Consider the following 16,104-nt stretch of genomic DNA (forward strand, 5'->3'; position numbering starts at 1 on the left):
GCGTCGATTTTAGACTTGTCACTGATATGAATGTCACATTGCCGTGAATATCTTGTCGATAGAAATACGAGTTTTAACTCGGTCTCTTAAACCACTCAGTTAAAATTAAATGACTTAAACTCAGTCTTTTAAAAGACTGAGTGACACTTGCGACCACGAATCGGCTCAAACAATCGATACCAACAAATAAGGCCACATAAAATGCGGCCTTATTGATTTTTCGAGCGTTATCTAGCGCAGATTACTTAACCCGCATGCCAGGCTGTGCGCCTTCATGGGGTTCTAAAATCCACAGATCGCTGCCACCAGGGCCAGCGGCCAAAACCATGCCTTCTGATATGCCAAAACGCATCTTACGTGGTGCTAAGTTAGCCACCATCACAGTTAGTTTGCCTTCAAGGTCTTCTGGCGAATAGGCCGATTTGATCCCTGCAAACACTTGGCGTGTTTCGCCACCGATGTCGAGTTGTAACTTGAGTAACTTGTCGGCGTCAGCAACATGCTCGGCTTTCACGATACGAGCGATACGCAGGTCGATTTTCGCAAAATCATCAAAGTTGATGGTCTCACTGATAGGATCGTTAACCAGAGGCTCACTGCTGACATTAGATGATTCAACCGTTTTTTCAGGCGCAGCCGTCTTTGGTGCATCGGCCGTGACTTGCAGGTTATCCTTGGAGTCGGCAACCATAGCATTGACTTTATCCAGCTCAACACGTTGCATCATGGCTTTGAATGGCGCGATTTCATGACCCGCTAAATCTTGGTTCAATGCATTCCAAGTGAGCGGCAGTTGGAAGAAGGCTTCCACATCTTGGGCTAAACGTGGCAATACAGGTTTTAGATACGTCACTAAAATACGGAACAGATTCAAGGCGTTTGAACACACTTGATGTGCCGCTTCCTGTTGGTCGTCATGTTTCACCATTTGCCAAGGTGCTGCATCGGCTACAAAACCGTTAGCAATATCCGCCAGTGCCATGATTTCGCGCATTGCTTTGCCGTATTCGCGGCCTTCGTAAAATTCGGCAATCACCTCTTGCTTGGCTAGAAACGCCTCAGTCAGTGTGGTGTCGTTAATTTTCGCTAGCTTGCCATCGAAACGTTTAGTGATAAAACCTGCGGTGCGCGAGGCTAAGTTCACTAGCTTACCGACTAAGTCTGAATTCACGCGCTGGGCGAAATCTTCGAGATTTAAATCTAAATCGTCGATACGGCTGCTGAGTTTGGCGGCGTAGTAGTAACGTAAATATTCAGGATCTAAATGATCTAAATAAGTTCGCGCCTTGATGAAAGTGCCTTTGGATTTTGACATCTTAGCGCCGTTGACCGTCACATAGCCGTGGGCATAGACGCTGTTTGGCTGGCGGTAACCTGAGCCGTGTAACATGGCTGGCCAAAACAGACTGTGGAAGTAGACTATGTCTTTACCGATGAAGTGATAAACCTCGGCGGTTGAATCTTTGCCCCAGAATTCCTCAAAGCTCAGCTCAGGGCGTTTGTCACAGAGGTTTTTGAACGAACCCATATAACCGATAGGCGCATCTAGCCAAACGTAGAAATACTTACCTGGCGCATCGGGAATTTCGAAACCAAAATACGGTGCATCACGGGTGATATCCCATTGCTGCAGACCTTGCTCGAACCATTCGTCGAGTTTATTGGCCATCTCGACTTGCAGTGCGCCAGAGCGAGTCCACTCTTTTAGCATGCCTTCGAAGGCGGGCAGGTCGAAGAAAAAGTGCTCAGTGTCTTTCATCACTGGTGTCGCACCCGATACCGCTGATTTTGGATTGATGAGCTCAGTTGGGCTGTAAGTCGCGCCGCAGGCATCACAGTTATCGCCGTATTGGTCCGGTGACTTACACTTAGGACAAGTGCCTTTTACGAATCGGTCTGGCAGGAACATGGATTTCTCAGGATCGAACAGCTGAGAAATACTCTTGCTCTTGATATAGCCATTCGCACGTAGCTTGAGATAAATATCACTCGCCAGTACGCGGTTTTCATCGCTGTGGGTGCTGTGATAGTTATCGAAGGCGATATTGAAATCGGCAAAATCCTGCTGATGTTCTTTGTTCACTTGGGCAATCATGTCTTCTGGCGCTATGCCTAATTGCTGTGCTTTAAGCATGATTGGCGTGCCATGGGCGTCATCGGCACAAATATAGTGGCACTCATGTCCACGAAGCTTTTGATAACGCGACCAGATATCTGTCTGTATGTATTCCAGCATGTGACCTAAATGTATCGGTCCGTTTGCATAGGGAAGTGCGCTGGTCACGAGAATTTTACGTTGTGAAGTTGCCATCTTGTCTCAAATATCGTGGTGGGCCAAAAATATTGGTAGAGATACTAACCGATTACAGGATGATTTTCATCAAAACCTGAGCCAATTGAGCTAAATCTGCGCTAATGTTTTCTGCATTATCTGGTACACTTGGGCAAATTTATTGGTGGGGGTAATTCTTTTGTCTTCAACTCAAACTGATTATCGTCTGAATGACGATCTTCTCGGGCCAGTTCTGGCTATTCTCGATTCATTTGTTGACCCGTATCTCGCGAAAGGGTTAGTGAGCGCAGGATGCGTAAATAAGCTGGCATTGGAAGGTAAGCGTTTGCAGCTTGGCTTAGTCTATCCATACCCTTGTATGACTCAGTATCGCGACACTGTCATGGCGCTGACGAATAAGTTAGCGGTGCTCGATGCTATTGATGAAGTCGAGTGTGAAATCGATTTTCAACCTAAAGCATACTCAGCGTTATCTTCTATTGCGCCGATTGCCAATGTGAAGCAAGTGATTGCCGTAGCCTCAGGTAAGGGCGGCGTGGGTAAGTCAACCACAGCGGTGAACTTAGCCTTGGCATTAGCGGCTGAAGGTGCGCAGGTGGGTATTCTCGATGCGGATATTTACGGCCCGTCAGTGCCTATGATGTTAGGTATTCCTAATTTCAGACCGCTTTCCCCCGATGGCAAACATATGACAGCCGCCAGTGCCCATGGTATTGCCGCGCAGTCGATTGGTTTTATGCTCAGTGGTGATGAAGCTGCCGTCTGGCGTGGCCCAATGGCCGCGGGCGCGTTGGCCCAGTTACTGAATGAAACCCAATGGCCAGAACTGGATTATTTAGTCGTTGATATGCCACCAGGCACAGGGGATATTCAGCTCACGTTATCGCAAAAAGTTCCTGTGAGCGGCGCCGTTATCGTGACTACACCGCAGGATATCGCGCTGGCCGATGCCAAGAAGGGCATCAATATGTTCCAGAAAGTGAACATTCCTGTGCTGGGTATTGTTGAGAACATGAGTTTCCATTTATGTCCTGAGTGTGGTCATAAAGAACATCCATTTGGAACTCACGGCGGCAGTAAAATCGCTGAACGCTATCAAGTTCCACTGTTAGGCGCTTTGCCGCTGTACATCAATATCCGTGAAGCCATGGATAATGGTGCGCCGACCGTCGTTGCCGATCCTGACAGTGAAGTCGCAGCTCTTTATCGGGAAATTGCCCGTAAAGTGGGCGCAGAATTGGCTTTAAAGCAAAGCCAGAAAACAGTTTCTATTAGTGTTTCAGATGACGAGTAAGGTTTAAGGGTATGAATTCTCAGCAGTGTGTCATTATTGCAATTGCTGGCGCGTCAGCATCGGGCAAAAGTTTAATTGCCAAAACGATTTTTGACGAATTACGCCGCGATTTAGGCACAGATCAAATTGGGGTAATTAATGAAGACGCGTACTATCGCGATCAGAGTCATTTATCCATGGATGAACGGGTATTAACGAATTACGATCATCCTAAAGCGTTGGACCATCAACTGTTGTGCACCCATTTACAGTTGCTTAAGTCTGGCGAAGCTGTTGATATCCCTTGTTATAGCTACACAGAGCACACTCGTACAGCAGAAACTCTGACGATGACACCGAAAAAGGTGATCATTTTAGAAGGTATCTTACTGCTGACCGATCCTAAGTTACGTGCGCTGATGGACGCGAGTGTGTTTATGGACACACCGCTGGACATTTGTTTCCTACGTCGCCTAACCCGTGATGTGGCAGAACGCGGTCGTACGATGGAATCTGTGATTTCTCAGTACAAGAAAACTGTGCGTCCTATGTTCTTACAGTTTATCGAACCGTCGAAACAATACGCCGATATTATCGTTCCCCGTGGCGGTAAGAATCGTATTGCGACCGATATTTTAAAAACTCGTATCCAACATTTACTGGCAAAATAACGACATAAAAATTCAAGGAGTAATAGGCAAGATGCGCTTAACCGATATCGAAATTGAACAGGCCCTTGATAACGGCACTATCGTAATAGAACCTCGCCCAGGCATAGAAGCTATTTCAGGCGTCAGTGTTGATGTGCGCTTAGGTGGACAGTTTCGCGTCTTTAAAGATCATACTGCGCCTTATATCGACTTGAGTGGTCCAAGCGTCGAGATGCAAGCTGCGCTTGATCGGGTGATGAGTGAAATTATCGAAATCCCTGATGGCGAAGCGTTTTTCCTGCATCCTGGCGAATTGGCCTTGGCGGTGACTTACGAGAGCGTGACGCTGCCCGCCGATATCGTCGGTTGGCTCGATGGTCGTTCATCATTGGCGCGTTTAGGCCTGATGGTGCACGTGACTGCGCACCGTATCGATCCAGGTTGGCAGGGTAAAATCGTGCTCGAGTTCTATAACAGCGGCAAGTTGCCTTTAGCTTTGCGTCCACGCATGACTATAGGTGCGCTTAACTTTGAACGCTTAAATCATGCGGTTGCACGTCCTTATAACACCCGTAAAAGTGCCAAGTACAAAGATCAGCAAGAAGCGGTGGCTAGCCGTATCAGTCAGGACTAACACACGTGTTCTGGGTGAATGGCGCATCGCAGGCAAGTGTCGACCCTTCCGATCGAGGGCTTGCCTACGGTGATGGTCTGTTTGCAACGATGCGAACGGACGCTGAGGGGATTATGTTTTTTGAAGCCCATCAAGCCCGTTTAACCGCAGGCGCCGCAAGGCTTGGATTTCAATGGCAAATGAGTAAAGCATTGCAACAGCAACTGAATACCTTAGCCATTGAATATCCTCATCATTGCATTAAGTTAATCGTTTCCCGTGGTGTTGGTGGTCGTGGCTATACACCGCCAGAAACGGTTAATCCTACTGAAATCGTCTCAGTTCATACTATCCCCGGCCATTATGCTCAGTGGCAGCAACAGGGTATTAGCCTTAAAACGTCGTCGGTACGATTGGGTTTGCAGCCTCTGTTGGCAGGGATGAAGCATTTAAATCGACTCGAACAAGTTTTGATTAAATCACACTCTTTACCGCAGGGATTTGATGACTGGTTAGTCAAAGATATCGAGGAGAATGTGATTGAATCTTCGATGGCGAATGTGTTTTTTATCAAAGATAATCGCATTATCACGCCTTCATTAGCCCTGTGTGGCGTGGCGGGTGTGATGCGCGAACAGATAATGTTGGCCTTGCTTGAACAGAACATGAATATCGAATGTTTGCCCGTTGGCGCCGAGCGTTTAATCGAATTTGACTCAGCGTTTATCACTAACAGCGTTTTAGGGATTGTGGATGTACTGGCGATAGACTCGCTCAAGTTCACCCGTGCTCCGATTACCGCGCAACTTAGACAGACACTTTCACTCACTCTATGAAAAAAATTATTATTATCGCCAGTTCAACCCTGTTGACCTTGCTAACCTTAGTCTGTTTGGGTGCCTTTTGGGGCTATCAAACAGTTGTCGAATACAGTCAAACGCCGCTGAGCCTCAGCGAGCCTAAAGAGTTGAAGGTTGAGCGCGGCACCAGTGTGAATCAACTGGCACAGCAACTTGCCGATGACGGCGTTATTCAAGATACGTGGAAACTCAAGTGGCTACTTAAGTTTCGTCCTGAGCTTGCCAAAATTCGCACGGGACTTTATGAAATATCACCTTCACAAACGATTACTGATTTACTCAATGATTTGATTGCCGGCAAAGTAAAAACCTTCAGTTTGACCTTAGTTGAAGGTAAAACTATTGTGGAATGGGAACAACAACTTACCAGTGCTCCGCATTTACAAATGTCACCAGAAGCATTTGCAGCAGTATTGATGACACAAGGCGATGATTCTGGTTTGCCTGAGGGGAAATTCTTCCCCGACACTTATCATTATACCGCCGAGGCGGATGCTAAAGTCATGCTGACTCAAAGCTATAAAATGATGGAGCAGGAGCTTGCCAAAGCGTGGGCGGAACGGGCGCCGAATTTACCGTTAAAATCACCCTATGAAATGCTGATTTTGGCATCGATAGTTGAAAAGGAAACCGGCCAAGCCCATGAGCGTGAGCAAATCGCCGGTGTATTTGTTAATCGTCTTAACCTAGGTATGCGTCTGCAAACCGATCCGACCGTTATTTACGGTATGGGCGATCGCTATAAGGGCAATATCACCCGCAAAGATTTAGTTGAAGAGACGCCTTTTAATACTTATCGCATCTTTGGATTACCGCCGACGCCGATAGCTGCACCGAGTAAAGCCTCATTGATGGCCGTGTCTAAGCCCGCCAGTGTGAGTTACCTTTATTTTGTATCGCGCAACGATGGCACCCATGTGTTTTCAACCACGCTTGAAGAACACAATCATGCTGTAGACGTCTATCAGCGTAAGACAAAACCAGCGACGCCAGAAAAATCACCAAAGTAAAAATGCAGAGAAAGAAAATCCAATGTCAGTTTTTGCAAAATTTATCGTTATTGAAGGTTTAGAAGGCGCGGGTAAGTCGAGTGCGATTAACCTTATTCGCGACTTTATTGAAAAGCATACGGGTCAAGCGCCGATTTGCACCCGCGAACCGGGCGGTACACCATTGGCTGAACGTATCCGTGATTTAGTTAAGATTGCCGATGCGAACGATCCCCTGTGTGATGAGGCCGAGTGTTTACTCATTTATGCTGCCAGAGCTCAGTTGGTTGCCAATGTCATAAAGCCCGCGCTTGCGCAAGGGCAATGGGTATTGGGTGATAGACATAATCTATCGTCATTAGCTTATCAAGGTGGTGGCAGAGGTTTAATGCCGTTAGTGGAAGCGGTGAGCACTGCAACACTAAAGGGATTTAAACCCGATCTTACTTTGTACTTAGATTTAGATCCTAAGCTTGGGCTTACCCGTGCAGCTAAACGTGGTGAGCTTGATAGAATTGAGCAACAAGCGATTGATTTCTTTGAGCGAGCACGCGCTACATATCTCAAACTTGCCAGCGAAGACGACAGTATTGTGGTTATAGACGCGAGCCAAACTATGGCCGAAGTGCACAAAGATATCTTAGCCGTGCTTCAGGCGATGGTATGGTAGCCGAGTCCGGATTTACGGCTGAGCAATTACCTTGGCTCGAAGGGCCAAGACAGGCATTTTTAGCTCAATTAGCGCGTCAAAAAATACCTCACGCACAACTCGTGGGTATTGATTCAGCCTATGGCGGTGAGTTGCTGAGTGTGTTTATGGCGCGCGCGGCTATGTGTTTGCAGCCAACGCCTGTGGGCGCGTGCGGTTTTTGTAAGTCTTGTCAGCTCTATGATGCTGGCAATCATCCTGATTTTTATCATATCGCCGCCGATGGCAATCAAATTAAAGTTGATCAAATTCGTGAGCTGTGTACGCGTCTGACAGCCACCGCACAGCAAAGTGGCAGGCGTGTAGCTATTATCCACCACAGCGAGCGTCTTAACTCCGCTGCCGCGAACGCACTCCTTAAAACCCTTGAGGAGCCAGGTAAAGACACCTTACTGATTTTGCAGTCGGATACGCCAGCACGTTTGATGGCGACGGTTAGCAGTCGTTGTCAACGCATTCCTTTTGTCGTTCCGAGTCGAGAGGTCATCAAAAACTGGCTTGCCCAGCGATGTGGTATTCAAGAGGATGTAACTTGGTGTTTGAGTGTCGTGGGTGGGCCGTTAAAGTTGGCTGAGAGCTTGCTGTCTGAGAGTAGTCAACAGAGTCGGTATCAATCCTTGCTACAATTTCGCAAAGATTGGGCACAAAGTTTGTCGTCTGGTCATCTGTGTGCTAGTTTGTTAATAATAAGTGAACAACAAATAATTGATGTTCTTAAGGTTTTGTACCTACTTATACGACAGGTTTTACTGAAAAATAGCCATCAAGATGCGTTTGTTCATGCGCAGCTCGGGAATTTGGCGGCTAAGATCATGGGAATGTGTCATAGCTTAAGCACAATGCCGAGCGTCAATTATCTGGCCCTGTGTCAAAGTTATGTCTTAGAATATAGAGAGATAACAAATAAGTAATAAGCCATGGTAGATCTCGTCGTTAATTTTGATACCTTACATCAGTTATATCGTGCCTATATGCCTTTCATTAAGCCGGCAGGATTATTTATTGCGACCAGTGAAAGTCATTATCTTGGCCAACCGCTGACGATTGCGTATCGTTTACCCGGCGCAACTCTCACTAATGAATTTCGTGGTGTTGTGGTGTGGATTAATCCCTTAGGAGCGTCGGGTGGCCGCCCTGTGGGGATTGGCATTAAAATTATTTCTGAGCCAGATAGCCATAAACACCATATCGAAAAGTTACTGTCCCGCGAACTCGCCTCCGGCGATCTAACCTGCACTATGTAGCTTAGCCTGCATTATTGATCTGGTTTAAACGTTTGTTCACTGCCTAAACTGGCTATTTACTTCTGTTGAATTTGACCTCGATCTCTTGGCTGGGTATCCTTGTCGTCCTTTGTTACTCTGCTTGGAAATCCTTGTGCTTATTGATTCACACTGCCATCTCGATCGCCTCAAAGCGGCGCCTGATCAACAAACCTTAGAACAGATTCTTGCTAATGCTAAAGCCCGTGGCGTGGACTATATGTTGTGCGTGAATGTACGCCAGCAAGGATTTGAATCGATGCGAGATAAAGTTGCAGCCTTCGAACAGGTATTTTTGTCATTAGGTGTGCATCCATTAGACGTTAAAGAAGGCCTCGATGTTGAGCAAATCCGCCGCTTTGCCACCGATCCTAAAGTGGTCGCGATTGGTGAAACGGGGTTAGATTATTTTTATGCCGACGACACTAAGCTGTTGCAACAGCAATGTTTTGAGCAGCAGATTGCCCTTGCGGTCGAAGTGAATAAACCTTTAATTGTCCATACCCGTGATGCACGTGAAGATACGATCAATATGCTTAAGCAGGGCAACGCGGATAACGTTGGCGGCGTGCTGCATTGCTTTACCGAGAACTGGGAGATGGCGAAAGCGGCGATTGATCTTGGCTTTTATATTTCGGTTTCAGGCATAGTCACTTTTAAAAATGCGGGTGATCTACGAACCGTTATCCGTAAAGTGCCTCAGGATCGTCTGCTAGTTGAAACTGATTCGCCTTATTTGGCGCCGATCCCACACCGTGGACAAGAAAATCAGCCAGCCTATGTGCGCGATGTGGCTGAGTTTGTGGCAGAGCTTAGAGGTGAGCGTTACGAAGATCTTGCTGAATACACCAGCAATAACTTCTTTAATTTATTCAAAGATGCAGCGCGTTTAGTTGGCCGTTAGCAGCAAGTGCTTTGACCCACGTTATGCGATTTCATGATTGCCAACACTGAGGCAAAAAGACTCAAGCAAAAAGGCTCAGGCATAAAAAAAGGCCCAAAACGATGAAAGCTGTTTGGGCCTAGGGGAATGGCTCGTTGAAGAGCCGTGCGCTACAGGTGAAAGCGCCATGCAGTGCGCTTTACAATAGACTCAGTGTAGTCGAGCTTTTGTCTTGTAGTCGCGCTCACTTTCCCCTTTTTTAGGTTATTTATCGCTAAAAAACAGCGAAATTATAACGATTTTGTCTGTTCTGGTAGCAGTAACACTTTATCTTTCACTAAGTCTCTGGGTAGGTTGTTTTTTAACTTATTGCCTAAATGTTTCGCCATGCCTAATGGTGCTCCGCCATAACAGACGATCACTTCACCTTGAGCTTTCACTGCGGTGTTTAGGGCAATATCTCGCCCCATCAAATATTCTTTCGCTTCAACATCGCTCACATCGACCGTTTTTGCGGTTGGGCTGAGCTGTTTTCCTGCTAATGCAATAATCGCTTCATGGCGGACTTTAAAGCCGTGTTTACTGTTATCGGCGAGTTTAATACCAATGCGCTGAAAGCGCATACGGCCGATAAAAGCGTTGAATTCATGCGGAAATAGCCAGAATTCATCATCGCGAACCATGATGAGTTCGTCCGGTAAGCTGATGCCTAAATCCTGCTGAAAATAGTCTTTGATCCCTTGGGCTTGTTTCGCTGATGCGGGCGTGAAGGGAAAGTTTTTCTGTAGTTTAGGCTCTGGTTGTAAACGCGGCACTGAGGCCGTTTTTGTCAATTTAGCGACAAAGAAACCTTCACTGTCGTAAATCTGTGGCCAGACATGTAAGAAGCCTTCGGGCGTTGTAGCTCGATCTGCGCCATCAAATAAATCGCTTAAGGATTCAAATTGCACCGCATCGCCGTAGACTTGCTTTAAATACTCGCACACGCCTTGGTTTTCGAGGCGGTTTAAGGTGCAGGTTGAGTAGACCAAAATGCCACCGGGTTTCAGGGCGAGAAACGCCGATTCGATTAAGGCTTTTTGGGTTTCGCTAATCGCCAGCACATCGTCTAGGCTCCAGTGTTTTAGTGCATCGGCGTCTTTACGCACTGTGCCTTCACCGCCACAGGGCGCATCGATAAGCACGGCATCAAAACTTTCGTACAGGTATTCGCCAAATACACGGCCATCGAAATGAGTGAGGGCGCAGTGGCTCGCACCCATGCGCAGCACATTGGCGTGCAATACTTTTACGCGGCTCGCCGAATACTCATTAGCCACCAATAAGCCTTGGTTTTGCATCAATGCGGCCATTTGAGTGGTTTTTGAACCGGGTGCGGAGGCGAGATCGAGTACGCACTGCCACTTTGCACTAGGCGTAAATAGTGCGGTCGGCGGCAACATAGAGCTGGCTTCTTGAATGTAGAATAGACCCTGAATGTGCTCTAAGGCATTGCCGAGCTGTTCTTCTTCGTCGTAACTGATCCAAAATCCGTCTTCACACCAAGGAATAGGATCGAACGTCCAGCCCTTAGGTTGCATCAGGGTCTTAAAGTCGTCGCTGCTAATTTTTAAGGTATTGACCCGAATTGAACGTCTAAGCGGCCTGTCGCAAGCGGCAATAAACTCGTCCATGGATAAATGGGCGGGGAGTTCTTGGGTGATTGTATCGATAAAATTTTGATTTAATTGGACCATTGATTTCATTGAACCATAGGAAAATAGACTGTGTATCAACTGGCGCGAGTATATCATAATCCCTTATTGGGTCTGAGATTTTCTCCCGAGCAGCCAAGGCTGCTATTGTGATTTAATGTTTATGCTTGACGATTTGAGCGATATTGGAATGAGTCGCCATAAAGCTAGCACTCAGTAGCCATGAGCTAATAGAATAAAAACAAATAAAAATAAGGGGATTAGCGTGCTGAATCGCGTGTGGTTGGCTTTTTTTATCACAGCATTGCTTGCAATAGCAGTGCAACTGTTCAATGGGCACATAGAAGTCCTATCGGCTTCGGTCGCCGCATTATTTGCGAGTGCTAAGCTTGCTGCTGAAATTTCCCTTGGGCTGATTGGCGTGCTTTCCCTGTGGATGGGATTGATGCAGGTAGGAGAAAAGGCTGGCGTTGTCGGCGCTATTGCCTTTGTGTTTGAGCCATTACTGCGCCGTTTGATGCCTGAAGTGCCCAAGGGGCATCCGGCCTTTGGCAGTATCACGATGAATTTAACAGCGAATATCTTTGGGTTAGATAATGCCGCCACACCACTTGGTTTAAAGGCGATGCATGATTTACAGAGTTTAAATCCGCTAAAAACCGTGGCGACCAATGCGCAAATCTTATTTTTAGTACTCAATACTTCCTCTGTGACCTTAGTGCCTGTGACGGTATTCCTTTACCGTGCCCAGCAAGGTGCCGCTGCGCCTGCGGATATTTTCTTGCCGATTTTACTGGCTACTTCGGCATCGACATTGGCGGGCTTGCTGGTTGTGGCGTTAGTGCAGCGAATTTCATTATTAAACTCAGTGGTGCTCGGTTATGGCGCCTTGATGCTCTCAGGATTAGTGGCGAGTGGTTTTTATCTGATGACCTTAAGTGCTGAGGCCATTGGCACTGTGTCGACGGCAATGGGCAATGGTATTTTGCTGTTATTGATATTTACCTTCGTGATTGTTGCGGGCATTCGCAAGGTGGCGGTTTATGATGAGTTTATTGATGGGGCGAAGGCGGGTTTTGCCCAATCCATCCAATTGATCCCTTATTTGCTCGCCATGCTATTAGCGATTGGTTTACTGCGTGCATCCGGCGCCTTGGATTATCTGTTGCACTTGATTGCCACTGGTGTGCGGATATTAGGTTTTGATACGCGTTTTGTCGATGCTATGCCGACCGCGCTGATGAAACCTTTTAGTGGCTCAGGTGCCAGAGCCATGATGCTTGAGACAATGGATCACCACGGAGTAGATTCCTTTGCGGGTCGATTAGCGGCGATTTTTCAGGGTAGCACTGAAACCACTTTCTATGTTCTCGCTGTGTATTTTGGTTCTGTGGGTATTCGCCATGGACGCCACGCCTTGGCTTGCGGTTTAACTGCGGACTTTGCGGGGATCAGCGCCGCGATTGCTGTTTGTTATTGGTTTTATGGATAAGGGGGCTAGAGTATTGAGCGATCTAGAATGTCTCAATAACATTGCGAGAGAAGCTAAAAATAAATCAGGCGCATTATGCGCCTGATTTATTTATAAGAGCTTTAATATTAGTGCGTTGGTGTAAGTATTTTGATGAAAAAAATTACTGGGCTGGTGCCCATTGCTGCCATTCGTTTTCGGCTTTGTGTTGTAATCTTAATACTGTCCCAGTCGCTAAACGATTATCCCCTTGAGTCGTGTCCTTAGTCGCCACATTGATGCCGCCAGCGAGTAAGGTTTCCAGCGAGCCCGCTTCGATTTGTGCACCTGAAAAGAGGCCGACATCGACTTTAATCCCTGAGGCATCCCAGAACTGACTGCTTTGATTCACTAAGTGACTGTACTGAGCCTCGATATGGGCCTGCATCAATACACTATTACCCTGTGTCGATAGGCTATAACCGTCGATTTGACCGACTTTAATCCCTCGGAAGAAGATAGGTGTGCCGACTTTCATTGAGCCTAGGCTAGTATCTTCTAGAATGAATTTCAGCGCATCTTCGGCAACATTGGCATAGCTGCTGGCAGCGAGGTTGGCAACAAACTGGGTCGCTTTTTGACTGCCCTTACCCGGTAAGACTCCTATGTAAGGACCTGTGATCAGCGTTTCTGGCGCTTTGATCCCCGCCAGAGAAATTTGTGCATCCACTAAATGATATTCACAGTCACTGCGGCTGAAATGTTCGGCATATTCCCCGTAGAGATATGCGCTAGCTGTGAGTGTATCGAGATCCGCATTGAGCTTCACCTGCGACACTTCACCCACTTGATGACCTTGATAGCGAATCGCGGCCTTGGCCGTAAGCTTACTGGAGGCGGGTAATATGAGGCGAATCGCCTGCGCCTGAGTTAATGCCAGCTGCTTGCTTTCATAGAGTTTTAAGTTAGCTGCATTGCTGGCTTTGTCATTGCTATCAAGCAGTCCCAGACTGATGCTGCCCTTTAATGCCCCTTGTAGCGGGGCAACGGCGACATCAATACCGGCAAGACTGGCACTGATATCCACGGCGCTGTTACGCCAGAACACATTCGGCTTTTTCAGCAAGGGCTGGAATTGTTTGTCGATAGCGAGCTTGATAGCAAAGTCTTCGGTCTTACTTTGCCAGTTCACTGAGTCAACTGTGCCAATTTGCATTTTTTTATAGTAAATCGGTGAGCCTTGGCTGACATCGGCGCCATCTTGACTGATTAACGTTAAATGCACTTGCTGTTGACGATCATAAAAAGCTGTCGCGGCATCCACAGAGCTAAAGAGGGTCAGAGCGCTGTTAGCAGCTAAAGGTGTGTCGCTTTGACCTTGGATCAAGCTAACTGCACCTTGAGTGAGCGTTGTAAAATCCCTTGCTTTGACTGAGACACCGTCTAACGATGCGTTTACCGTTAATGCCGACTCAGGCACAAAATAGCTGTCGCTGCGAATTAGACTGGCAAACTCAGGTTGTAGCTCGAGTTGGTATTCCACCGCCGATAAATCTTTAGTTAACTTAACCGCAAGCACTGAACCGATGGGTATTTGCTTGAAGCGAACTTGAGCGCCCGCTGAAATGCCCATGTTTTCGGCTGAGGTTAAGGTCAAGAAACGCTTCTTTGATTGCAGTAAATCAGGTGCCTTTGATTGTAAGGCAAAGCTGCTTGGTACCGCGCTTTTGGTGTTGATGCCTGGCAGGAAGTTGATCACGCTACCTGTCAGTAAACGTTCTGGATTTTTAATACCTGAGAGGGAAATATCAGCACCTTCAAGCCAAAACACGCCGTCGTTAGTTAACAGTGAACCGTATTGAGGTTCAAACTTAGCCACGGCTGTAACACCATTGGACGTGAGTTGTTTACTTAAAATACTGCCAATGCTCATGCCGCGATAAACGATGCGGGTGCCTTTGTCGATACCGTTAGCGTCAGCCATGGTTAGGTTTATTTCTATGCCGCCAAGGGCAGTGGTTTCTGAATCATAAAGCGAAAAAACGTCACCGTTTTTAGCTATGTCTGCTTTATCGTCAGAGCTGAAACTCACGCCGCCAGCCAGAATGGATGCCAAACTCTCTGAACTGACTTTAACTCCAGTTAGTGAAGCATCAATTTTGACGCCAGAAACATTCCAAAAGTGAGAATTTTTCTTCACTAACCGCGCATATTGCTCTTGAATGAAAGCGCTGATAATGACTCTTTGATTGCCATCTAAACGATAGCTGACCACGCTACCCACGGGGATTTGGCGGAAAAATATTGGCGAGCCAACATCGAGTGAACCGAGTTTATCGGAGGTCAATTCGACCATCACACCTTCTGAGCCGATTTGCATCGGCGGCGGTTGGCGTTCTGCTTCAAAAAAGGTCGAGGCATTACCTTTCCCTGGTTGGATAGCAATATAGTTACCCGAAAACAGCGCATCTAAGCCTTCAACACCTGTAATACTTGCTTTAGGTGTGACAAGCCAGAAGAGGGTTTCTTTATTCAAGAAAGGCTTAGCGCGGTAGTCCATCATGACCTTGACGTTCACGCCTTTGAGATCGTCATCTATGCCAATGTCTTTAACTTTACCGACAGTCAAACCTTGGTATTTGACTAAGGTTTTACCCACATCAATCCCTGTGGCGCTCGGAAAGTGAATTTGAATTTCAACCCCCGATTCTTTAATGCTCTTAATGCCCAGCCAAGCACCTAATGCCAACGCGACAATAGGAAGCAGCCAAATGGGCGAAAAGAGTTTTTTCTTTATAACTTTCGGCGATTCAATTTGTGTCATCTTGAGGTTCCAATCGATCCCAGAGTAAACGAGTGTCTAAAACTTTTGCGGCTAACTGAGTTAACAGAATCACCAAGGCAAATGCGGTAGCCGCAGGCGCGGGTTTCGCGTCGAGTAATTGTCCCATGTTCACTAATGCCACTGTGATTGAGATGACAAATAAATCGAGCATTGACCAGCGGCCAATCCATTCGATGATGTGAAAACCCACCATCAATTTCTTTTTTGAAATCGGGATATCAAAGCTTATCGCACACAGATAAATGGATAAGCCGATGATTTTAATCCATGGTACTAAAATACTGGCGGTAAACACTATGATGGCAATAGGCAGCATATCTGAATGTACTAAATGCAAAATGCCTGAAAAAATGGTGTCGTGCCGCACTTGGCCTTGGTTGGTCAGCATAGTGATAGGGTAAATGTTGGCTGGCACCAGCAAGATGGCAGCGGTAATCAACAAAGCCCAACTTTTTTGCAGGCTGGAATAGTCTCTGACGTGCAACTCAGTTTCACAGCGCTGACAGTGCGTGAGTTCACTGCTGTTGAGTTGGCTACACACTTTACAGAGACATAGGCCGATATCTTTACCTTGTTGTTTCAT

14 protein-coding genes are annotated in these 16,104 nt (G+C 46.9%); 10 read left to right on the forward strand and 4 right to left on the reverse strand.

Features of this window, described 5'->3' with window-relative positions; genetic code table 11:
* Positions 1-241: 241 nt before the first annotated feature.
* A complete protein-coding gene (metG, locus tag L5M51_RS06245) occupies positions 242-2,311 on the reverse strand; it encodes a methionine--tRNA ligase (RefSeq protein WP_263171978.1) in 2,070 nt (689 codons plus the stop codon).
* 160 nt (positions 2,312-2,471) lie between these two features.
* Here metG and apbC point away from each other — a divergent pair, with 160 nt between their 5' ends.
* The 9 genes from apbC (at position 2,472) to L5M51_RS06290 (ending at position 9,553) form a co-directional block, all read left to right on the forward strand.
* Positions 2,472-3,587: an iron-sulfur cluster carrier protein ApbC gene (gene apbC / locus L5M51_RS06250; protein WP_263171979.1), complete on the forward strand. Its 1,116-nt coding sequence runs from the start codon at positions 2,472-2,474 to the stop codon at positions 3,585-3,587.
* A gap of 11 nt (positions 3,588-3,598) precedes the next feature.
* Positions 3,599-4,237 (forward strand): uridine kinase, encoded by a 639-nt coding sequence (gene udk, locus L5M51_RS06255; RefSeq protein WP_011846994.1) that lies wholly within the window; start codon positions 3,599-3,601, stop codon positions 4,235-4,237.
* A 31-nt stretch (positions 4,238-4,268) separates the two neighbouring features.
* Positions 4,269-4,850, forward strand: coding sequence for a dCTP deaminase (gene dcd, locus L5M51_RS06260; protein ID WP_006081925.1), 582 nt, complete (start codon positions 4,269-4,271; stop codon positions 4,848-4,850).
* A gap of 5 nt (positions 4,851-4,855) precedes the next feature.
* Positions 4,856-5,665 carry an aminodeoxychorismate lyase gene (gene pabC / locus L5M51_RS06265; protein WP_263171982.1) on the forward strand — a complete coding sequence of 270 codons (810 nt, stop codon included), beginning with the start codon at positions 4,856-4,858 and terminating at the stop codon, positions 5,663-5,665.
* On the forward strand, positions 5,662-6,699 hold the full coding sequence (gene mltG, locus L5M51_RS06270; protein ID WP_263171984.1) for an endolytic transglycosylase MltG: 1,038 nt from the start codon (positions 5,662-5,664) through the stop codon (positions 6,697-6,699). The genes pabC and mltG overlap by 4 nt, the downstream gene beginning before the upstream one ends.
* A 22-nt stretch (positions 6,700-6,721) precedes the next feature.
* The gene (gene tmk / locus L5M51_RS06275) at positions 6,722-7,348 is read left to right on the forward strand and encodes a dTMP kinase (protein WP_263171986.1); all 627 of its coding nucleotides are present in this window, start codon (positions 6,722-6,724) and stop codon (positions 7,346-7,348) included.
* Positions 7,342-8,298, forward strand: a complete 957-nt coding sequence (holB, locus tag L5M51_RS06280; protein WP_263171988.1) for a DNA polymerase III subunit delta' — start codon at positions 7,342-7,344, stop codon at positions 8,296-8,298. Before tmk ends, holB begins: the two co-directional genes overlap by 7 nt.
* Positions 8,299-8,304: 6 nt before the next feature.
* The gene (locus L5M51_RS06285) at positions 8,305-8,631 is read left to right on the forward strand and encodes a PilZ domain-containing protein (protein ID WP_028759752.1); all 327 of its coding nucleotides are present in this window, start codon (positions 8,305-8,307) and stop codon (positions 8,629-8,631) included.
* A gap of 133 nt (positions 8,632-8,764) precedes the next feature.
* Positions 8,765-9,553, forward strand: coding sequence for a TatD family hydrolase (locus tag L5M51_RS06290; RefSeq protein WP_263171989.1), 789 nt, complete (start codon positions 8,765-8,767; stop codon positions 9,551-9,553).
* Positions 9,554-9,822: 269 nt separating this feature from the next.
* Here L5M51_RS06290 and rsmF read toward each other — a convergent pair whose 3' ends face one another.
* Positions 9,823-11,268 carry a 16S rRNA (cytosine(1407)-C(5))-methyltransferase RsmF gene (gene rsmF / locus L5M51_RS06295; protein WP_263171990.1) on the reverse strand — a complete coding sequence of 482 codons (1,446 nt, stop codon included), beginning with the start codon at positions 11,266-11,268 and terminating at the stop codon, positions 9,823-9,825.
* Between the two features lie 223 nt (positions 11,269-11,491).
* Here rsmF and L5M51_RS06300 point away from each other — a divergent pair, with 223 nt between their 5' ends.
* The gene (locus L5M51_RS06300; RefSeq protein ID WP_263171992.1) at positions 11,492-12,718 is read left to right on the forward strand and encodes a nucleoside recognition domain-containing protein; all 1,227 of its coding nucleotides are present in this window, start codon (positions 11,492-11,494) and stop codon (positions 12,716-12,718) included.
* A gap of 142 nt (positions 12,719-12,860) precedes the next feature.
* Here L5M51_RS06300 and L5M51_RS06305 read toward each other — a convergent pair whose 3' ends face one another.
* Complete coding sequence (locus L5M51_RS06305) at positions 12,861-15,500, reverse strand: PqiB family protein (RefSeq protein WP_263171994.1); 2,640 nt, start codon at positions 15,498-15,500, stop codon at positions 12,861-12,863.
* Positions 15,487-16,104, reverse strand: a complete 618-nt coding sequence (locus L5M51_RS06310) for a paraquat-inducible protein A (protein ID WP_263171996.1) — start codon at positions 16,102-16,104, stop codon at positions 15,487-15,489. Before L5M51_RS06310 ends, L5M51_RS06305 begins: the two co-directional genes overlap by 14 nt.

Source organism: Shewanella sp. SM73 (assembly GCF_025653795.1).
Taxonomy (GTDB): domain Bacteria; phylum Pseudomonadota; class Gammaproteobacteria; order Enterobacterales; family Shewanellaceae; genus Shewanella; species Shewanella oncorhynchi.